This window comes from Streptacidiphilus alkalitolerans (genome assembly GCF_042511045.1).
GTDB lineage: Bacteria > Actinomycetota > Actinomycetes > Streptomycetales > Streptomycetaceae > Streptacidiphilus > Streptacidiphilus alkalitolerans.
In genome coordinates, this window is record NZ_JBHEZX010000003.1 from 313,508 (window position 1) to 334,037 (window position 20,530).

Sequence of the window (20,530 nt, forward strand, 5' to 3'; positions counted from 1 at the left end):
TGGCGGCCCGACCCCGCCGTACCTAGCGTGTGCGCACATGCGAAGACGTCCCGCGGTACCCGTCGCAGCACCCGTCCCCTTCGATCCGGCCGCCGCGCGCCAGGCCCGGGAGCTGCTGGGACTGAGCCCGGCGACGCTGGCCCGGGCCATGGCCGCGCACGGGACGTATCCGGCCCCGGCCCAGGTGATCGCCTGGGAGACCGGCGAACTCCTGCCGAGCGAAGCGGAGTTGACCGCGCTGGCCCGGTCGCTGTGGTGCCCGCCAGGGCAGCTGATGGGCGGCCGGGCCAGCAGCGTCAGGGACCACCGGCTGGCCCTCGACCTCCCGCAGGAGGAGGCGGCCAGGCAGCTGGGGCTCACCCCGCGGGTGTACGCCCAGCTGGAGTCCGCGCCCCGCTGGACCGGCGACGAGGACCTCACCTACCTGCTCGCCCAGGTGCTCCGGCTCACCCCCTACGCCCTGGTGGTGGCGACCGGACGGAACGAGGAGCTGCAGGCCGCGCTGCAGCGCGCGGTGCACGGCCGCTGGCAGTCGCAGGCGAGGACGGTGGCCCGGCTGGTCCCGACGCTGGACCGGGCCGCCATCGAGCACGCGCTGCGGGTGCTGCACGACGAGGGGCAGACCGCGACCGGGCTCTGGGGCAGCGAGCGGCAGCAGGACGAGGCGCCGCCGCCGGGACCCGAGGACCAGGAGCTGCGCTTCTGGCGGCTGGTCGCCGGTTCCGCCCCCGCGTGACCCTGGTCATTCCCGCCCCCCACACCTAAGCTGACGGCCCATCAGATACTGGGAGGGCTGAGCCATGTCACTGCTCGCAGGTCGTACCGTCGTGGTGTCCGGGGTCGGCCCCGGGCTGGGGCAGCAAGTTGCCGTCCGGGCCGCGCGGGACGGGGCGAACGTCGTCCTCGGCGCCCGGACCGAGGAGAACCTGGCCAAGGTGGGGGCGGAGATCGAGGCGGCGCACCCCGGCGCCGGGCGGGTCGCCTGGCGTTCCACCGACATCGCCGACGACGACGCCTGCACGGCGCTGGCCGCGCTCGCGGTGGAGCGCTTCGGCCGGATCGACGCGGTGGTCCATGTCGCCGCCCTGGACAGCTACTTCGGTGGCCTGGCCGACGCCGACTTCTCCTCCTGGCGCAAGGTCCTGGACGTCAACCTGATCGGGACGCTGCAGCTCACCCGGGCCTGCCTGCCGGCCCTGCGCGAGCGCGGCGGCTCGGTGGTGATCATCGGGACCCAGTCCGCGGTGGCCTCGCCCAGCCAGGTCAAGCAGGCGGCGTACGCGGCGTCCAAGGGGGCGCTCACCTCGGCGATGTACTCCATGGCACGGGAGTTCGGCCCGGACCGGATCCGGGTCAACACCGTGGTCCCCGGCTGGATGTGGGGCCCGGCCGTGGAGGTCTATGTGCAGTGGACGGCGGGCACCGAGAACATCCCCGAGGAGACGGTGCAGGCCAGGCTCGCCGAGCGGATGGCACTGCCGGAGCTGGCCACGGACGGGGACGTCGCCGAGGCCGCACTGTTCTTCGCCTCGGACCGCGCCAAGTCCATCACCGGGCAGTCACTGCTGGTCAACGCGGGCGAGCTGATGCGCTGATGCACTGCCCCCTTCTCCTGTGCTGGATCCCTGCCGTGTGGTGCTGATCTGAGTGAGCCGGAGCCGGTCGGTCCTGGCGAAGCGTGAGTTCATGGTGCGGACAGCCCGGTGTTTCAAGCAATCACCAGGAAGGTCAAGGAATCGTAAAATCGTTCCGCCTGTAGATCGATGTTCAGAAATATGAATGACTAAATCCCTCGATACCGCCCATGAGCTGACAACTCGCCATGGACGACGGTCGTGGATGTGAACGCGCGCTCTTGACCGCCGGTCAGGAGCGCGCTTCAATCCGTGAGCAGCACCCGTCAAGGCAAGCTCCTTTACATCACGCTTGTGCCCCGTCGCCCCACCCCGTACGCCCCGGAACGGTTCGGTCCTGCGAAGCGCGCTACCGACCACCACCCCCGGTACGTCCACGAGACAAGGCGATTTGTTATGACGCAGACCGCAGCGGCAGCACCGCCTGCAGCCCTCCGCAGAATCAACCCTGCCGTCCTCTACTTCTTCGGTGCACTGGGCGGCATCCTCTTCGGCTACGACCTCGGCATCATCAGCGGCATCCTGGTGGTGATCTCCAAGGCGTGGAACCTCGACGGGTTCGGCAAGGGCGTGCTCACCGCGAGCCTCTCGGTCGGCGCCATGGTCGGCGCCGGCCTCGCCGCCCGGCTGACCGGCCGGGTCGGCCGCCGCCGGACCATCATGGTCGCCGGCGGCGTGGTCATCGTCGCCACCGTAGCCTGTGCCCTGGCCCCCGGCTTCGGAGTGCTGGTGGCCTTCCGCACCGTGCTGGGCCTCGGCATCGGCCTGTCCTCGGCGACCGTGCCGACCTATATCTCCGAGCTGGCCCCCAGCCGCATCCGCGGCGCGATGGGCGCGTTGAACCAGATCTTCATCGTCAGCGGCATCCTGATCGCCTTCCTGGTGAGCTACTGGCTGCAGCCGGACCACCTCTGGCGCTGGATGTTCGCCGGCGCGATCGTCCCCGCCACGATCCTGGTGATCGGCCTGAACCTGCTGCCGGAGACCCCGCGCTGGCTGCTCAACACCGGCAAGGAGGCGGAGGCCCGCGCCGTGCTGGCGAGCACCCACTCCGCGGACGGCGACGACATCGACGCCGAGGTCGAGTCCATCCGCGAGGTCATCCGGCTCGACAGCGAGCAGACCTACCGGATCCGCGACCTGGGCCGGAAGTGGGTCCGCCCGATGCTGTTCGTGGCCCTGCTGCTCGCCATCGGCCAGCAGTTCAGCGGGGTCAACGCGATCAACGCCTACTTCCCGACCATGCTGATCTCGCTGGGCTTCACCGCCAACACCGCGCTGCTGTCCGCGATCATCCTGGGCGTCACCAAGCTGGCCTTCACCGCCTGGGTGGTCTTCGTGGTGGACCGCTGGGGCCGCAAGCCGCTGCTGCTGATCGGCAACGCGGTGATGGTGGTCACCCTCGCCGCCACCGGCTGGGTGGTCCTCAACGTGCACGACAAGGACACCCTGGGCACCCTCGCCGTCGTGCTGCTGGTGCTCTACCTGGCCGGGTACGAGCTCGGCTGGGGCGCGGTGGTCTGGGTGATGATGGCCGAGGTCTTCCCGCTCAAGGCCCGCGGCGCGGGGATGGGCGTCGGCGCGGTGGTGCTCTGGGGCGCCACCGGCATCATCACCGCGGTCTTCCCGATCATGTCCGACCACAACCATCTGGGCATCGGGAAGTCCATGTACGTCTTCGCCGGGGTCAACCTGGTGCTCTTCGGGCTCACCAAGTGGCTGGTCCCGGAGACCAAGGGCCGCAGCCTGGAGCAGATCGAGCTGAACCTGCGCAGCGACGCCGCGGCCTGACGGGCCGTCCGGCGGCGCGGAGAGGGGGTACCGGCCGTGGCCGGTACCCCCTCGCTGCTAGTCCAGCACCGGGAGCAGCTGCGGCAGGTGGCCGTCCGAGGCCAGCGCGGCTGCCCGCCGCTCGGCCGGGACCTCGGCGTAGAGGGTGGTCCGCTGGGCGGAGGGGCGGCCCGCCGCCTCGGCGATGGCCTCCAAGCCCTGGATCGACTCGTAGCTGCCGTAGGCGGAGCCGGCCATCCGGGAGATGGTCTCCTCCATCAGTGTCCCGCCAAGGTCGTTGGCGCCGCTGCGCAGCATCTCGGCGGCGCCGTCGGCGCCGAGTTTGACCCAGCTGGTCTGGATGTTGGGGATGCGTCGGTGCAGCAGCAGCCGGGCCATGGCGACCACGGCGCGGTTGTCGCGCATGGTCGGGCCGGGGCGGGCGATGCCGGCCAGGTAGACCGGGGCGTTGGTGTGGATGAACGGCAGGGTGACGAACTCGGTGAAGCCGCCGGTCTGCTCCTGGATCCGGGCCAGCAGGCGGAGGTGGGCGAGCCAGTGCCGGGGCTGGTCGACGTGGCCGTACATCATCGTGGAGGAGGAGCGGATGCCCAGTTCATGGGCCGTGGTGACGACTTCGACCCAGGTCGCGGCGGGGAGCTTGCCCTTGGTGAGGATCCAGCGGACCTCGTCGTCCAGGATCTCGGCCGCGGTGCCGGGGATGGTGTCCAGCCCCGCGTCCTTGGCCTGCTGCAGCCAGTCGCGGATGGAGAGGCCGGTGCGGGTCGCGCCGTTGACCACCTCCATCGGCGAGAAGGCGTGCACGTGCATGCCGGGGACCCGGGCCTTGACCGCGCGGGCGATGTCGAAGTAGGCGGTGCCGGGCAGGTCGGGGTGGATGCCGCCCTGCATGCAGACCTCGGTCGCGCCCACCTCCCAGGCCTGGGCGGCCCGGTCGGCGACCTGGTCCAGCGAGAGGGTGTAGGCGTCGGCGTCGGTGCGGCGCTGGGCGAAGGCGCAGAAGCGGCAGCCGGTGTAGCAGACATTGGTGAAGTTGATGTTCCTGGTGACGCAGTAGGTGACGGTGTCCCCCACCGCGTCCCGGCGCACGTCGTCGGCGATCCGGCAGAGCGCGTCCAGGGCCGGCCCGTCCGCGTGGAACAGGACCAGGGCCTGGGCGTCCGTCAGCTTCAGCGGGTCCTGGGCCGCGGTCGCCAGCGCATCGCGGACGTCGCCGTCCAGCCGGGAGGGCAGCGAGGAGGCCACCGCCTGCTCGCGCAGCGCGTCCCAGTCGCCGTAGACCTCGTCGAAGTCGGCCCGGCGGTCGCCGGTGCGGCCCTCGGTGTCGACGGCGGTGTGCAGGTCGGTGCGGCCGGAGGCGGTGAACCCCTCCTCCGGCTCCTGCCAGGGCAGGCCGACCGGCATCGCGTCAGGTCGGGCCAGACCGGTCTCGGGGTCCGCCAGCGCCCGGACGTGGGGCAGGATCCGCGGGTCGAGCCAGGGCTCGCCGTGCTTCACGTACTCGGGGTAGACGGTCAGGCGTTCGCGCAGCTCGAAGCCGTTGGCGGCGCACTGGGCGGCGAGGTCGTCGATCTGCGGCCAGGGGCGCTCGGGGTTGACGTGGTCCGGGGTCAGCGGGGAGACGCCGCCCCAGTCGTCGATGCCGGCCCCGATGATCAGCGCGTACTCAGCGTCGACCAGGTTCGGCGGGGCCTGGATCCGGGCCGAGGGGCCCAGGATGACCCGGGCCACGGCGATGGTCGCGGCCAGCTCCTCCAGCTCCGCGTCCGGCATGGCCCGCATCGCGGTGTCCGGCTTGGCCCGGAAGTTCTGCACGATCACCTCCTGCAGGCCGTGGTACTGCCGGGCGACCCGGCGCAGCGCGAACAGCGAGTCCGCGCGCTCCTCGTGGTCCTCGCCGATGCCGATCAGGATCCCGCTGGTGAAGGGGACGTTGGAGCGGCCGGCGTCCTCCAGCACCCGCAGCCGGACCGCGGGCTCCTTGTCCGGGGAGCCGTGGTGCGGGCCGCCGGGCTCGGACCAGAGCCGGGTGGCGGTGGTCTCCAGCATCATCCCCATCGACGGGGCGACCGGCTTCAGCCGCTGGAAGTCGGTCCAGGACAGCACCCCGGGGTTGAGGTGCGGCAGCAGCCCGGTCTCCTCCAGCACCCGGATCGACATCGCCCGCACATAGGCCAGGGTGTCGTCGTAGCCGTGCGCGTCCAGCCACTCGCGGGCCTCGGGCCAGCGCTCCTCGGGCCGGTCCCCGAGGGTGAACAGGGCCTCCTTGCAGCCCAGCGCCGCACCCTGGCGGGCGATCTCCAGCACCTCGTCCGGGGACAGGTACAGCCCGTGCCCCTCGCGCCGCAGCTTGCCGGGCACGGTCACGAAGGTGCAGTAGTGGCAGCGGTCCCGGCACAGCCGGGTCAGCGGGATGAAGACCTTCTTGGAGTAGGTGACCACCCCGGGCCGCCCGGCCTCGGCCAGGCCCGCGTCGCGGATCCGCGAGGCGGTGCCGCAGAGGTCCGCCAGGTCCTCGCCGCGGGCCTGCAGCAGCACCGCCGCCTCCCCGGCGTCCAGGGCGACGCCCTCTCTGGCCCGGTGCAACGCCCGACGCATCGCGTTCGCGGTGGGCGGGGCGGACCTGATCGGCAGCGCGGCAGGGGCGGAAGCGGCGGCGAGGGGACGCTGATCCTTCATGTGCTGAACCATAGACGAGCGGGCGGGCCGGGTGGCGGGACGACCCTGAGGCCGTCTCAGGGTCAGCTGCACCACGAGGCGGAGAGGAGTTCCCCCGCTGGGGCGATCCGGCGAGGGCGATTGAGGCGTCTAATGGGAGGAAGAAGAAGGGCATGCGGCCGCCGAGGGGAGCGGTGCGGCCGACGCGTGAACGTAGGACGAGGGGACACAGAGGACATGTCGAACCAGTCAGACCAGGAATTCCCGGGCCAGGGCGACCAACTCGGGGCACCGGTCGCGGCCGACTCCGTTCCGCGGGTGCGCGGACGCCGGGGGCGGGTCCTGCTGCCGGCCGCGATCGCGGCCGTGGTGGCGGCCGGAGTGGTCGTGGTGCCGGCCCTGGCCGCGAGCCAGGACGACCTGCCCTCGGTCACCGCCCAGCAGCTGCTGACCAAGGTGCTGTCCTCGAAGGTGCAGACCTTCTCCGGCAGTGTCACCGCCAGCGTGGACCTGGGCCTCCCGGCCGGGGTGAGCGGCCTGCTGCCGTCCGCCGCCGCGAGCGCGGGTGCCGACAAGGCGGTCCAGTCGCAGACCGCCGCGGCGCAGCAGCAGTTGCTGGCGCTGCTGGCCGGCGGCAAGCGCACCTTCCAGGTGGCCGTGGACGGCCCGGACCGGCAGCGGGTCTCCTCCACCGACTCGGGCACCGCGTTCACCCTGGTCCACAACGGCAGTACGGCCTGGGCCTACGAGGCCCAGGGCAACACCGCCACCGAGCTGACCGGCATCAGCGGCGGTGCCGGCGGCACCGACAGCAGGCTCAGCAACCCGCAGCAGGTGGCGGCGCAGGCGCTGAAGGCGCTGGGCCCGTCCACCACGGTCTCGGTGGCGGGCACCTCCAAGGTGGCCGGCCAGTCGGTCTACGAGCTGAGCGTCAAGCCCAAGGGCAGCGGCTCGACCGTCGGCGAGGTGCGGATCGCGGTGGACGCCGCCAACGGCATGCCGCTGCAGGTGCGGGTGAACCCGTCGGACGGCAGCAGCTCGATCCTCAATGTCTCCTTTGCGAAGGTGTCTTTCGTCACACCGGCCGCGAGCACCTTCGCTTACACCCCGCCGAGCGGCGCCAAGGTGATCAAGCAGGCAGCCCCCGCCCATTCGGCGCCCGGCGCGGCCCTTCCGAAGGACTTCGGCACAAAGGACGCGAAGGGCGCGAAGGGCTCCAAGTCCGACATCGGCTCGAACGAGCGGACGATCGGGACTGGTTGGAGCACGATCTACTCCTTCGCCCCGTCCGCCACCGACAGTAAGGGCGGAAGCACGGCGAGCGGCATCAGCGGCCTCAAGGCCCTCGGCAAGCAGGTCACGGGCGGCACGTTGATCTCCACCAAGCTGGTGAACGTTCTGATCACCGACAATGGGACCGTCTACGCGGGTGCGGTCACTCCGGCACTGCTGCAGCAGGCCGCCGGAAAGTAGCGGTTGACCTGCGCCTGAGAGCAGCAGGCCGGTCACACAGCGACACCGGGAGGGGCGTCCGAGTAACGGGCGCCCCTCCCGGCGCTCTCCCACCACGCACAGTGGTGTCAATTTCTCCGACGAATGAATCCGAATTGTGCCCGGAATCCGTCTCATTGAATGAATCCTGACTTGACGCACAGGCTTGTTGGACTGTCAGATGATGCCTATTCATCTGAACGTGTGACAGTAATCCGTGCCGGGTCGTGTGGATCCCCCTCTCCCTCAGTCCCAGGACCGAGCGGCGGCGCGGGCTGCTTCGTGCCGCCTCTGTGCGAGGGCGGCGCCGCACGTTCGCCCGCACGACAGGAGACATCCACACATGGCCATGAGCCGCCGTTTCTTCCTCGCAGCCGCCGGAGTCGTCGGTGCGACCGCGAGCACCGGGCTGCTCTCCGCCTGCAGCAGCGACTCCAACTCGTCGGTCGGGGCGAACGGCGCGCCCGGCGAGCTGGAGGTCTTCTCCTGGTGGACCGATCCCGGTGAGAAGGCCGCCCTGGACTCGCTGGTCTCGGTGTTCAACCAGAACAACCCCAACATCAAGTTCATCAACCGGGCCATCGTCGGCGGTGGCGGCGACGCGGCCAAGGCGCTGCTCGCCTCCCGGCTCAAGGCCAAGAACCCGCCGGACACCTTCCAGGCCCAGGCCGGGGAGATGGTCGGCGACTACATCACGGCCGGCCAGATCGAGGACCTCACCTTCCTCTACAAGCAGGAGGGCTGGGACACCCAGTTCAGCCAGAAGGTGCTGAAGCTGATCCAGCGCGACGGCAAGTTCTACTCGGTGCCGGTGGACACCCACCACATCAACGTGCTCTGGTCCAACCCCAAGGTGTGCGCGGCCCACGGGGTCAGCGCCAAGCCGACCTCGATGGACGAGTTCCTCGGCAACCTGCGCAAGCTGAAGAAGGCCGGAAACGTCATCCCGCTCGCGGTCTCGCTGGACCCGGGGCAGGACTGGCAGGTCAAGCACATCATGGAGACCGTGCTGCTGAGCACGCTCAAGGCGGACGCCTGGTCGGCGCTGTGGAAGAAGGGCGCCGACTGGAGCACCCCGCAGGTCACCAAGGCGCTGGACACCTTCGCCGAGATCATGACCTACGCCCCCGGCACCGCGCCCGCGGCCGGCTGGGACCAGGTCTGCACCCTGGTCGGCGGCGGCAAGGCCGCCTACCAGATCATGGGCGACTGGGTCGAGGCCAACTTCACCGTGGCCCAGAACCTCTACCCGGGCCGGGACTACGCCTGGTGCGCCGTGCCCGGCACCGCGGGCACCTTCCTGTTCGCCTCGGACTGCTTCACCCTGCCGGTCGGCGCCAAGGACCGGGCGGCCACCATCGCCTGGCTCACCAGCTGCGGCAGCAAGGCCGGACAGGACGCCTTCACCGCGGTGAAGGGCGCCATCCCGCCCCGGCAGACGATCGGCTCGGACGAGCGCACCCTGTTCGACCCCTACCTGCAGTGGTCCCTGGACGAGTGGAAGAAGGACGTCCTGGCCGGCTCGCTGACCCACGGTGTGGTCGCCTCCGGCGCCTGGAACACCGCGGTCGACGGGGCCGTGGTCAACTGGCTGAAGGACCGCAGCGTGACCAAGCTGCAGCAGAACCTGGTCAGCGCAGCGGGCCAGTACGCGGCGCTGTCGCACAGCTGACCGCCACGCCCTCGGCGGTCGCCTCCGCACGGACCGCGACCGCCGAGGCCCTGGCCGTGCGCAGCGCGTCCCAGCTGAGCAGCGCCAGCGCCGCCCAGACCAGGGCGAAACCGGCCCAGCGGGCGGCCGGCATCCGCTCGTGGAACACCGTGATGCCCAGCCCGAACTGGAACACCGGCGCGAGGTACTGCAGCAGGCCCAGCGTGGTCAGCGGCACCCGTACGGCCGCCGCGCCGAAGGCCAGCAGCGGCACGGCCGTCACCACCCCGCAGAGCGCCAGCAGGACGGTGTGGCCCCAGCCGTAGGAGCCGGGCACGGTACGGCCGAAGGTGCCGGTGCCGCTGACCGCCAGGTACACCAGGAAGCCCAGCGCGGGCAGGAACTGGAACGCGGTCTCCCCGGCCAGGCTCTCCAGGCCGCCCAGGTTCAGCTTCTTCTTGATCAGCCCGTAGCTGCCGAAGGAGAACGCCAGCGTCAGCGCGATCCACGGCAGCTGCCCGTAGCCGACGGTCAGCACCACCACGGCCAGCGTGCCGACACCGACCGCGGCCCACTGCACCGGGCGCAGCCGCTCGTGCAGCACCAGCACCCCGAAGGCGATGGTGACCAGCGGGTTGATGAAGTAGCCCAGCGAGGTCTCCACCACATGGCCGCTGTTGACGCTCCAGATGTAGACGCCCCAGTTGACCGAGATCAGCGCCGAGGCGGCGGCTATCAGCGCCAGCCGGCGCGGCTGCCGCAGCAGCGGACCGATCCAGGCCCAGTGCCGCTGGGACGCGAGGATCACCACCACCGCGACCAGCGACCAGGCCATCCGGTTGGCCAGGATCTCACCCGCGCCGCTGGGCTTGAGCAGCGGCCAGTAGAGCGGGAACAGGCCCCACAAGCCGTAGGCGGCCACGCCGAACCAGAACCCTCTTCGCGTCTCCTGCATGCCACTGAAGGTAGGGGGCGCGGGGGTCTGCTGTCATGCGTGTCTCACGCCCATGCTGCTGTCAGCGCACCGTCCAGGTGTCGGCGCCGGTGAGCAGGGCGGCGAGGTCGCCGGGGCCCTGCCGGGCGACCGCGGTGTCGAGCTGCTCGGACATCTGGGTGTCGTAGACCGGGCGCTGGACGCTGCGCAGCACGCCGATCGGGGTGTGGTGCAGGGTGTCCGGGTCGGCCAGCCGGGTCAGCGCGAAGGCGGTGGTCGGGCTGGCCGCGTGGGCGTCGTGGACCAGCACCCGGCCGCGGTTGGCCTCGGTGACCGGCGCGGTGGCCAGCTCGCCGGTGGCCGGGTCCCGGAACACGCCCTCGCCGCCCTCGGCGCCGAACAGGATCGGCTGCCCGTGCTCGAGCCGGATCAGCGCCAGGTCGCGGGTGGCCGGCTCCTTGAGCGCCTCGAAGGCGTTGTCGTTGAAGATGTTGCAGTTCTGGTAGATCTCCACCAGCGCGGTGCCCCGGTGCTCGGCCGCGGCCCGCAGCACCGACTGCAGGTGCTTGCGGTCGGAGTCGATGGTGCGGGCCACGAAGCTCGCCTCGGCGCCGAGGGCCAGCGACAGCGGGTTGAAGGGCGCGTCCAGCGAGCCCATCGGGGTGGACTTGGTGATCTTCCCGACCTCGCTGGTGGGCGAGTACTGGCCCTTGGTCAGCCCGTAGATCCGGTTGTTGAACAGCAGGATCTTGAGGTTGACGTTCCGTCGCAGCGCGTGGATCAGGTGGTTGCCGCCGATCGACAGCGCGTCGCCGTCCCCGGTGACCACCCAGACGCTGAGGTCGGTGCGGGACGCGGCCAGGCCGGTGGCGATGGCCGGGGCGCGGCCGTGGATCGAGTGCATCCCGTAGGTGTTCAGGTAGTACGGGAAGCGGGAGGAGCAGCCGATCCCGGAGACGAAGCAGATGTTCTCCCGGGCCAGGCCCAGCTCGGGCAGGAACGCCTGCACCGCGGCCAGGATGGCGTAGTCGCCGCACCCGGGGCACCAGCGCACCTCCTGGTCGGACTTGAAGTCCTTGAGGCTCTGCGGGGCGGCGGCCTTGGGCACCAGGCTCAGGGAGGGGAAGCGGCCGTTGCCGCCGGGTGCGTCAGGCATGGACTGCCTCCAGTTCGGCGGTGAGGGCGTCGGCGAGCTGCTCGGCCTTGAACGGCAGGCCGGTGACCTGGGTGAAGGAGTGGGCGTCGACCAGGTACTTGGCCCGGACCAGGTGGGCCAGCTGACCGAGGTTCATCTCCGGTACCAGCACCCGGTCGTAGCCCTTCAGCACCTCGCCGAGGTTGGCCGGGAAGGGGTTGAGGTGGCGCAGGTGCGCCTGGGCGACCTGTCCGCCGGCCGCCCGCACCCGGCGCACCCCGGCCGCGATCGGGCCGTAGGTGGAGCCCCAGCCCAGCACCAGCAGCCGGGCCGCGCCGCTCGGGTCGTCGACCTCCAGGTCCGGCACGGTGATGCCGTCGATCTTGGCCTGGCGGATCCGGACCATGTGGTCGTGGTTGGCCGGGTCGTAGGAGATGTTGCCGCTGCCGTCCTGCTTCTCGATCCCGCCCACCCGGTGCTCCAGGCCGGGGGTGCCGGGCACGGCCCAGGGCCGGGCCAGGGTCAGCGGGTCGCGGAGGTAGGGCCAGAAGGACCCGTCCGGGCGGTTCGGGGCGGTGGCGAACTCCACCCGCAGGTCCGGCAGTTCCTCGGGCTCGGGGATCCGCCACGGCTCGGACCCGTTGGCCAGGTAGCCGTCCGACAGCAGGAACACCGGGGTGCGGTAGGTCAGCGCGATCCGGGCCGCCTCCAGTGCGGCGGTGAAGCACTCCGCCGCGGTGGCCGGGGCCACGATCGGCACCGGCGCCTCGCCGTTGCGGCCGTACATCGCCTGCAGCAGGTCGGCCTGCTCGGTCTTGGTGGGCAACCCGGTGGAGGGGCCGCCGCGCTGGATGTCGATGATCAGCAGCGGCAGTTCCAGCGAGACGGCGAGGCCGATGGTCTCCGACTTCAGCGCCACGCCGGGGCCCGAGGTGGTGGTCACCCCCAGCGCGCCGCCGAAAGCCGCGCCCAGGGCCGCGCCGATCCCGGCGATCTCGTCCTCGGCCTGGAAGGTGCGCACCCCGAAGTTCTTGTGCCGGGACAGCTCGTGCAGGATGTCCGAGGCCGGGGTGATCGGGTAGGAGCCGAGGAACAGCGGCAGGTCCGACTGCCGCGAGGCCGCCACCAGCCCGTACGCCAGCGCCAGGTTCCCGGAGATGTTCCGGTACCGGCCCGGGGCGAAGGAGGCCGTGGCCGGCGCCACCTCGTAGGAGACGGCGAAGTCCTCGGTGGTCTCTCCGTAGTTCCAGCCGGCCTTGAACGCGGTGATGTTGGCCTCGGCGATGTCGGGCTTCTTGGCGAACTTGGTGCGCAGGAAGCGCTCGGTGCCCTCGACCGGCCGGTGGTACATCCAGGACAGCAGCCCCAGCGCGAACATGTTCTTCGCCCGCTCCGCGTCCTTGCGGGCCAGGCCGGAGTCCTTCAGCGCCTCCACGGTCAGCGTGGTCAGCGGCACCCGGTGCACCGAGTACGCCTCCAGCGAGCCGTCCTCCAGCGGGTCGGCGGCGTAGCCGACCTTCGTCAGCGCCCGCTTGGTGAACTCGTCGGTGTTGACGATGATCTCCGCGCCGCGCGGCACGTCGCCGAGATTGGCCTTCAGCGCCGCCGGGTTCATCGCCACCAGGACGTTGGGCGCGTCCCCGGGGGTGAGGATGTCGTGGTCCGCGAAGTGCAGTTGGAAGCTGGACACCCCGGGCAGGGTCCCTGCGGGGGCCCGGATCTCGGCCGGGAAGTTGGGCAGCGTCGACAGGTCGTTCCCGAAGCCCGCCGTCTCGGTGGTGAACCGGTCGCCGGTCAACTGCATACCGTCGCCGGAGTCGCCCGCGAAGCGGATCACCACCCGGTCGAGCCGGCGTACCTGCTTGCCGCCCACCGTCTCCCCGCCCGGCGGGACTGCCGGTTCGCCGTCCGTGGACTCCGCTACCTCGACCTGACTGGTCACCGGGACCGGGCCTCCCTCGCCGCCGTTGGCTGGTGCTCTCCTCGGCATCATAAGCCGAGGTGAGCAGACCTCGCGTGAGGTCGTCGTCAGCCGCCCGGCCTCGAAAAAAAGCTTATCCGACTACTCGTCAGACAGGGCTCGGCGCTCAGGTGTTCAAGTGGGTAAGCACGGCCAGCACCCGCCGGTGGTCGTCCGAGCTCTGGGTCAGGCCGAGCTTCATGAAGATGTTGCTGACGTGCTTCTCCACCGCCCCGTCGGAGACCACCAGCTGCCGCGCGATGGCGCTGTTGGTGCGCCCCTCGCCCATCAGCCCCAGCACCTCGCGCTCGCGCGGGGTGAGCGCGTCCAGGACGTCGTGCCGGCGGCTGCGGCCGAGCAGCTGGGACACCACCTCCGGGTCCAGCGCCGTCCCGCCCTGCGCGACCCGCTCCACCGCCTCGACGAACTCGCGCACCTCGGCGACCCGGTCCTTCAGCAGGTAGCCGACGCCCCGGGTGGATCCGGCCAGCAGTTCGGAGGCGTAGCGCTCCTCGACGTACTGGGACAGCACCAGCGTCCCCACCCCCGGATACCGCTTGCGCAGCTCCACACAGGCCCGTACGCCCTCGTCGGTGTGCGTGGGGGGCATCCGTACGTCGGCCACCACCACGTCCGGCAGGGCCTGCTCCGCGGCCAGCTGATCGACCGCGGCGAGCAGCGCCTCGCCGTCCCCCACGGCGGCGACCACCTCCAGCCCCCGGTCGGTGAGCAACCGGGTCAGCCCGTCCCTCAGCAGCACCGAATCCTCGGCGATGACCACCCGCAGCACGTGTGCACTCCCCTGCGTCGACGTCCGTTCCCGGCCCAGTCTCCCGCACCCGGGGCCGCCGCGGGACCGTCCGCGGCGACGACCACGACGAACTACATGGTGCGCAGCGCCACCGCGTCGCAGAGGCCCTCCAGGGCCGACTTGGCCGAGCAGTCCGGCAGCGGGGTGAGCAGGGCCCTGGCCTCCTCCGCGTAGCGCAGGGTGGCCTCACGGGCCTCGGCCAGCGCCGGGTGGGCCCGGAGCAGGGCCAGCGCCTCGGCGTGCCGGGCGTCGCTGTCCTGGCCGTCGGCCGGGAAGCCGGCCGCGATCAGCTCGCGCAGCCGCAGGTCGCCGGCCAGCCGGGGGTCCGGCTCGGAGGCGCGGAGCAGCAGCACCGGCAGGGTCGGCACGCCCTCGCGCAGGTCGGTGCCGGGGGTCTTGCCGGACTCGTGGCTGTCGCTGGCCACGTCCAGGATGTCGTCGGCGAGCTGGAAGGCGATGCCGATCCGCTCGCCGTACTGGGTGAGCACATCGGCCACCCACTCGTCCGCGCCGGCCATCAGCGCGCCGAAGTGGCAGGAGACCGCGATCAGCGAGCCGGTCTTGCCGGAGAGCACGTCCAGGTAGTGCTGGACCGGGTCCTCGCCGGGGAGGGGGCCGGCGGTCTCCTGGATCTGGCCGGTGACCAGCCGCTCGAAGGCGCCGGCCTGCAGCCGGACCGCCTCGGGGCCGAGGTCGGCCAGGATCCGGGAGGCCCGGGAGAAGAGGAAGTCGCCGGTGAGGATGGCCACCGAGTTGTCCCAGCGGGCGTTGGCGCTGGGCGCGCCGCGCCGCATCGCCGCCTCGTCCATGACGTCGTCGTGGTAGAGCGTGGCGAGGTGGGTGAGCTCCACGACCACGGCGGAGGGGATCACGCCGGGTGCGTTGGGGTCGCCGAACTGCGCGGCGAGCAGCACGAGCAGGGGACGGAAGCGCTTGCCCCCGGCCTCCTTGAGATGCTGGGCGGTGACCGTGATGAAGGGCACATCGCTCTTGGTCGCCTCGGCCAGCGCCTGCTCGACGCCCGCGATGCCGATCTGGACGTCCGCTTCCAGTGCCTGGTCCTGCACGCTCAGCCCGAAGGGCCCCACGACGGTCACCGGGAACTCTCCTGTCGCTGGTCGGTCGCTCATTGCGGCTTATGCCCAGGGCACGCCGTCCCAGGGGTGCCTCGGCCATCCTGTGCAGCGTATCCGGTCCGGAAGACGATCACTGCGCCTGCCCGGTGTGCCGGGCAGGCGCAGCACGGCCTCAGTGGACGAACAGCGAGGCCTGGTCGGCGAGGTGCAGGAAGTACTGGGGCAGGATTCCCAGCCCCAGGGTGACCAGCACGCCCAGCGCGATCGCGGTGGCCGTGAACGCGCTGGGGACCGCGACCGTGGGCCCGTTGGGCTGCGGGTCGGAGAAGAACATCAGCACGATCACCCGGATGTAGAAGAACGCGGCGACCGCCGAGGACAGCACACCGACGATCACCAGCGGGGTCGCGCCGCTGCTCGCCGCCGCCTGGAACACGGCGAACTTTCCGGCGAAGCCGCTGGTCAGCGGGATGCCGGCGAAGGCGAGCAGAAACAGTGCGAAGGTCGCCGCGACCAGTGGCGAGCGCCGGCCGAGGCCGGCCCAGCGGGAGAGGTGGGTGGCCTCGCCGCTCGCGTCGCGGACCAGGGTGACCACCGCGAAGGCGCCGAGGGTCACGAAGGAGTAGGCGCCGAGGTAGAACAGCACCGCCCCGAGGCCCTGCTTGTTCATGGCGATCACGCCGGTCAGGATGAAGCCCGCGTGGGCGATCGAGGAGTAGGCGAGCAGCCGCTTCACATCGGTCTGGGTGACCGCGATGATCGCGCCGACCGCCATGGTGAGGATCGCCACACCCCACATCACCGGGCGCCAGTCCCAGCTGAGGCCGGGGAAGGCCACGTAGAGCAGCCGCAGCAGCGCGCCGAAGCCGGCCACCTTGGTGGCCGAGGCCATGAAGCCGGTGACCGGGGTGGGCGCGCCCTGGTAGACGTCCGGGGTCCAGGCGTGGAACGGGACCGCGCCGACCTTGAACAGCAGGCCGACCCCCAGCATGGCCAGGCCGATCAGCAGCAGCGCGTCATTGCCGGTGGTGTTGGCCAGCGCCGGGGTGGGCGTGGCCGTGCCGGAGACCACGTCGGCGATGCCGCCGAGCGAGACGGTGCCCGCGTAGCCGTAGAGCAGGGCCAGGCCGAACAGGAAGAAGGCCGAGGAGAACGCCCCGAGCAGGAAGTACTTGACCGCCGCCTCCTGCGAGAGCAGCCGCCGGCGCCGGGCCAGCGCGCAGAGCAGGTAGAGCGGGAGCGAGAAGACCTCCAGCGCCACGAACATGGTCAGCAGGTCGCTGGCGGCCGGGAAGAGCAGCATCCCGCCGACCGCGAACATGGTGAGCGGGAAGACCTCGGTGGTGGCGAAGCCGGAGCGGGCGGCGGACTTCTCCGCGTCGCTGCCGGGGACCGTCGCCGCCTGCGGCGCGAAGGCGTCCACCGGGGCGCCGGTGCTGGACCGGGGCTCCAGCCGGCGCTCGGCGAAGCCCAGCACCGCGACCACCGCCACCAGGACGATGACCCCGTCCAGGAACAGCGAAGGACCGTCGACCGCGACCGCGCCCATCGCGGCCAGGTGCGCCTTGGTGGTGGCGTACCCGTCCGCGGCGAGCAGCACGATGGCGACGAAGGCGCCGATCAGTCCGGCCAGGGCGATGGCGATCTGGGCCCAGTAGCGGTTCCGCCGGGGCAGGAACGCCTCGGCCAGGATGCCCACCGCCGCCGCGCCGAAGACGATCAGCATCGGCGACAGCTGGGTGTACTCGATGTGGGGTGCCGGGATGGTCGCCACCCCGCTGGAGTCGGCAGCGAGCGTCCACAGGCTGTGGACAACGTTCGGCGCGGCGCTCACTGGCCACCTCCGTTAGCAGTCGAGGGCGCCACCTGGGCGAGCGGCGCCGGGTGGGCCGGGGCCGGGTCGGTCCGGTGGACGTCGGACAGGGTGGCCCGGACCGCCGGGTTGATGATGTCGGTGATCGGCTTGGGGAAGACCCCGAGCAGCAGCAGCAGCGCGATCAGCGGGGTCACCACGACCAGTTCGCGGGCCCGGAGGTCCTTGAACCCGGCCACCTCGGGCTTCACCGGGCCGGTCATGGTCCGCTGGTAGAGCACCAGGACGTAGAGCGCGGCCAGGACGATGCCCGCGGTGGCGATGATCCCGATCACCGGGTAGCGGGTGAAGGTGCCGACCAGGACCAGGAACTCGCTGACGAAGGGCGCGAGTCCGGGCAGTGACAGCGTCGCCAGGCCGCCGATCATGAACGTCCCGGCGAGCACCGGGGCGACCTTCTGGACGCCTCCGTAGTCGGCGATCAGCCTGCTGCCCCGACGGGACATCAGGAAGCCGACCACCAGCAGCAGGGCGGCCGTGGAGATGCCGTGGTTGACCATGTAGAGGGTCGCCCCGGACTGGCCCTGGCTGGTCATCGCGAAGATGCCCATGATGATGAAGCCGAAGTGCGACAGCGAGGCGTAGGCGATCAGCCGCTTGATGTCCTTCTGACCCACCGCCAGCAGCGCGCCGTAGATGATCCCGATCACCGAGAGGATCAGGATCGCCGGGGCGAAGGTCTTCGAGGCGTCCGGGAACAGCTGGAGGCAGAACCGGATCATCGCGTAGGTGCCGACCTTGTCGACCACCGCGGTGATCAGCACGGCCACCCCGGCGGTGGACTCCCCCATGGCGTTGGGCAGCCAGGTGTGGAACGGCCACAGCGGGGCCTTCACCGCGAAGGCGAACATGAAGCCGAGGAACAGCGCGTTCTCGGCGGTGCCGGAGAACTTCAGCTTCCCGGAGGCCAGCGCCTGGGTGATGGTCGACAGGTTGAAGGTGCCGTGGCCGTCGGTGCCGACGCCCTGCTTGGCGGTGATGACGTAGAGGCCGATCACCGCGGACAGCATGATCAGTCCGCCGAGCAGGTTGTAGAGCAGGAACTTCACCGCGGCGTAGGAGCGCTGGCGGGCGTCCTCGCCCTGGGTGCGGTCGCCGAAGCCGCCGATCAGGAAGTACATCGGGATCAGCATGGCTTCGAAGAACACGTAGAACAGGAAGACGTCGGTGGCCTCGAAGGAGATCACCACCATCGCCTCCACCGCCAGGATCAGCGCGAAGAAGCCCTGGGTGCGGCGGCTGCGCTCAAAGGTCCCGGCGTCGTTGGCGACCGGGTCGGCGTCGTGCCAGGAGGCCAGCATCACCACCGGCACCAGCACCGCGGTGAGCAGGATCAGGACGACCGCGATGCCGTCCACGCCCAGGCTGTAGCTGACGCCGAAGTCGGCGATCCAGGCGTGGTACTCGGTCATCTGGTAGCGGGCGCCGCCCGGCTTGAAGCGGATCGCGACGATCGCCGCCAGCACCAGGGTCAGCAGCGCGAGTCCCAGCGGCACGGCCTTGTTGAGGTCGCGCCGCCTGGCATTGGTGGCGGCCGGCAGCGCGGCGGTCAGGACCGCGCCGACTGCGGGGAGCGCAGCCGCGACGGTGAGGAGAGGGAAGGAGCTCATGCCATCCTCATCAGGAGAGTCGTGGCGACCAGCACCAGCGCACCGCCGAACATCGACAGCGCGTAGGAGCGGACATATCCGTTCTGGAGCTTGCGCATCCGCCCCGAACTGCCGCCGACAGCGGCGGAGATGCCGTTGACGATGCCGTCGAAGCCCTTGGCGTCCAGGTAGACCAGGAAGCGGGTGAGGTGCTCGCCGCCGCCGACCAGGACCACGTGGTTGAAGTCGTCCTGCAGCAGGTCGCGGCGGGCCGCCCGGGTGAGCAGCGAGCCGACCGGCGCGGTGGCCGGGACCGGCTGCCGTCCGTAGACCAGCCAGGCGATCACGATGCCGACGACGATCACCGCCATGGTGACCAGCGAGACCGTGGTCGCGCCGAGCGGGGAGTTGCCCTCCTCGTGGCCGGTGACCGGGGTCAGCCACTTCACGAAGGAGCTGTTCCAGTTGAACAGGAAGCCGGCGCAGACCGAGCCGACCGCCAGCACCGCCATCGGGATGCCCATGGTCCTCGGGGACTCGTGCGGGTGCGGCTCGTGGCCCTCGGCGTCGGGGACCCAGCGCTTCTGGCCGAAGAAGGTCATCAGCATCACCCGGGTCATGTAGAACGCGGTGACCGCGGCGCCGACCAGGGCGGCCGAGCCGAGGATCCAGCCCTCGGCGCCGCCGTGGCCGAAGGCCGCCTCGATGATCTTGTCCTTGGAGTAGAAGCCGGACAGGCCGGGGAAGCCGATGATCGCCAGGTAGCCGAGGCCGAAGGTGACGAAGGTCAGCGGCATGTACTTCCGCAGCCCGCCGTACTTCCTCATGTCGACCTCGTCGTTCATGCCGTGCATGACCGAGCCGGCGCCGAGGAACAGGCCTGCCTTGAAGAAGCCGTGGGTCACCAGGTGCATGATGGCGAAGACGTAGCCGATCGGGCCGAGCCCGGCGGCCATCACCATGTAGCCGATCTGCGACATGGTCGACCCGGCCAGGGCCTTCTTGATGTCGTCCTTGGCGCAACCGACGATCGCACCGAAGAGCAGCGTCACCGCGCCCACGCACACCGTCGCCAGCTGGGCGGTCGGGGCCAGGTTGAAGATGGCGCTGGAGCGGACGATCAGGTAGACCCCGGCGGTGACCATGGTCGCCGCGTGGATCAGGGCCGAGACCGGGGTCGGGCCCTCCATCGCGTCGCCGAGCCAGGACTGCAGCGGCACCTGGGCCGACTTGCCGCAGGCGGCCAGCAGCAGCATCAGCCCGATGCCGGTCAGCGTGGCCTGGGAGGCGGTGTGCGCGGTGGCGAACACCGGGCCGAAGGCGAAGGTCCCGAAGGTGCTGAACATCAGCATGATCGCGACCGAGAGGCCGATGTCGCCGACCCGGTTGACCAGGAACGCCTTCTTGGCGGCGGTGGCCGCGCTGGGCTTGTGCTGCCAGAACCCGATCAGCAGGTACGAGGCCAGGCCCACGCCCTCCCAGCCCATGTACAGCAGCAGGTAGTTGTCGGCGAGGACCAGCAGCAGCATCGCCGCCAGGAACAGGTTCAGATAGCCGAAGAAGCGCCGCCGGCGTTCGTCGTGCTCCATGTAGCCCACCGAGTAGAGGTGGATCAGCGAGCCGACACCGGTGATCAGCAGCACGAAGACGACCGAGAGCTGGTCGAGTTGGAAGCCGATCTGCGCCTGGAAGCCTTCGACCGGCACCCAGGTGAACAGGTGGTTGTGGATCGGGCGGGCGTCGGTGGAACGGCCCAGCATCGAGAAGAACAGGACGAGCCCCACGGCGAAGGACGCGGTGGAGGCGAGGACGCCCAGCCAGTGGCCGAAGCGGTCCAATCGGCGGCCGCCCAGCAGGAGCACGGCGGCTCCGGCCAGGGGCAGCCCAACCAGTACGGGGATGAGATTGTCCACGGTCAGTCAGCCTC

14 protein-coding genes are annotated in these 20,530 nt (G+C 70.8%); 5 read left to right on the forward strand and 9 right to left on the reverse strand.

The features are described 5' to 3' along the window. Positions 1-37: 37 nt before the first annotated feature. The 3 genes from ACEZDG_RS08220 (at position 38) to ACEZDG_RS08230 (ending at position 3,425) form a co-directional block, all read left to right on the forward strand. Positions 38-736 (forward strand): helix-turn-helix domain-containing protein, encoded by a 699-nt coding sequence (locus tag ACEZDG_RS08220; protein ID WP_380504657.1) that lies wholly within the window; start codon positions 38-40, stop codon positions 734-736. A gap of 64 nt (positions 737-800) precedes the next feature. Continuing rightward, positions 801-1,595, forward strand: a complete 795-nt coding sequence (locus tag ACEZDG_RS08225; protein WP_380504659.1) for an SDR family oxidoreductase — start codon at positions 801-803, stop codon at positions 1,593-1,595. Positions 1,596-2,030: 435 nt separating this feature from the next. Beyond that, positions 2,031-3,425 (forward strand): sugar porter family MFS transporter, encoded by a 1,395-nt coding sequence (locus tag ACEZDG_RS08230; protein WP_380504662.1) that lies wholly within the window; start codon positions 2,031-2,033, stop codon positions 3,423-3,425. Between the two features lie 57 nt (positions 3,426-3,482). Here ACEZDG_RS08230 and ACEZDG_RS08235 read toward each other — a convergent pair whose 3' ends face one another. Continuing rightward, complete coding sequence (locus ACEZDG_RS08235; RefSeq protein ID WP_380504664.1) at positions 3,483-6,104, reverse strand: bifunctional FO biosynthesis protein CofGH; 2,622 nt, start codon at positions 6,102-6,104, stop codon at positions 3,483-3,485. A 216-nt stretch (positions 6,105-6,320) separates the two neighbouring features. On the opposite strand from ACEZDG_RS08235, the gene ACEZDG_RS08240 reads away from it, so the two are divergent. Next, positions 6,321-7,556, forward strand: a complete 1,236-nt coding sequence (locus tag ACEZDG_RS08240) for a LolA family protein (protein WP_380504667.1) — start codon at positions 6,321-6,323, stop codon at positions 7,554-7,556. Between the two features lie 361 nt (positions 7,557-7,917). Continuing rightward, positions 7,918-9,246 (forward strand): ABC transporter substrate-binding protein, encoded by a 1,329-nt coding sequence (locus ACEZDG_RS08245; RefSeq protein WP_380504669.1) that lies wholly within the window; start codon positions 7,918-7,920, stop codon positions 9,244-9,246. On the opposite strand, the gene rarD is transcribed toward ACEZDG_RS08245, so the two are convergent. The 8 genes from rarD to nuoL all read right to left on the reverse strand — a co-directional run bounded on the left by rarD (position 9,206) and on the right by nuoL (position 20,516). Further along, positions 9,206-10,180, reverse strand: coding sequence for an EamA family transporter RarD (rarD, locus tag ACEZDG_RS08250; protein WP_380504671.1), 975 nt, complete (start codon positions 10,178-10,180; stop codon positions 9,206-9,208). The genes ACEZDG_RS08245 and rarD overlap by 41 nt on opposite strands. 61 nt (positions 10,181-10,241) lie before the next feature. Continuing rightward, positions 10,242-11,315, reverse strand: coding sequence for a 2-oxoacid:ferredoxin oxidoreductase subunit beta (locus ACEZDG_RS08255; protein WP_380504674.1), 1,074 nt, complete (start codon positions 11,313-11,315; stop codon positions 10,242-10,244). Continuing rightward, positions 11,308-13,236: a 2-oxoacid:acceptor oxidoreductase subunit alpha gene (locus ACEZDG_RS08260; protein ID WP_380504677.1), complete on the reverse strand. Its 1,929-nt coding sequence runs from the start codon at positions 13,234-13,236 to the stop codon at positions 11,308-11,310. The genes ACEZDG_RS08255 and ACEZDG_RS08260 overlap by 8 nt, the downstream gene beginning before the upstream one ends. A gap of 145 nt (positions 13,237-13,381) precedes the next feature. Then, positions 13,382-14,041, reverse strand: a complete 660-nt coding sequence (locus ACEZDG_RS08265) for a LuxR C-terminal-related transcriptional regulator (RefSeq protein ID WP_380505456.1) — start codon at positions 14,039-14,041, stop codon at positions 13,382-13,384. A 95-nt stretch (positions 14,042-14,136) separates the two neighbouring features. Beyond that, complete coding sequence (locus ACEZDG_RS08270) at positions 14,137-15,162, reverse strand: polyprenyl synthetase family protein (RefSeq protein ID WP_380504680.1); 1,026 nt, start codon at positions 15,160-15,162, stop codon at positions 14,137-14,139. A gap of 151 nt (positions 15,163-15,313) precedes the next feature. Further along, on the reverse strand, positions 15,314-16,975 hold the full coding sequence (gene nuoN, locus ACEZDG_RS08275; protein WP_380504683.1) for an NADH-quinone oxidoreductase subunit NuoN: 1,662 nt from the start codon (positions 16,973-16,975) through the stop codon (positions 15,314-15,316). Beyond that, positions 16,972-18,624, reverse strand: coding sequence for an NADH-quinone oxidoreductase subunit M (locus ACEZDG_RS08280; RefSeq protein WP_380504686.1), 1,653 nt, complete (start codon positions 18,622-18,624; stop codon positions 16,972-16,974). The genes nuoN and ACEZDG_RS08280 overlap by 4 nt, the downstream gene beginning before the upstream one ends. After that, positions 18,621-20,516, reverse strand: coding sequence for an NADH-quinone oxidoreductase subunit L (gene nuoL, locus ACEZDG_RS08285; RefSeq protein WP_380504689.1), 1,896 nt, complete (start codon positions 20,514-20,516; stop codon positions 18,621-18,623). Before nuoL ends, ACEZDG_RS08280 begins: the two co-directional genes overlap by 4 nt. Positions 20,517-20,530: the final 14 nt, after the last annotated feature.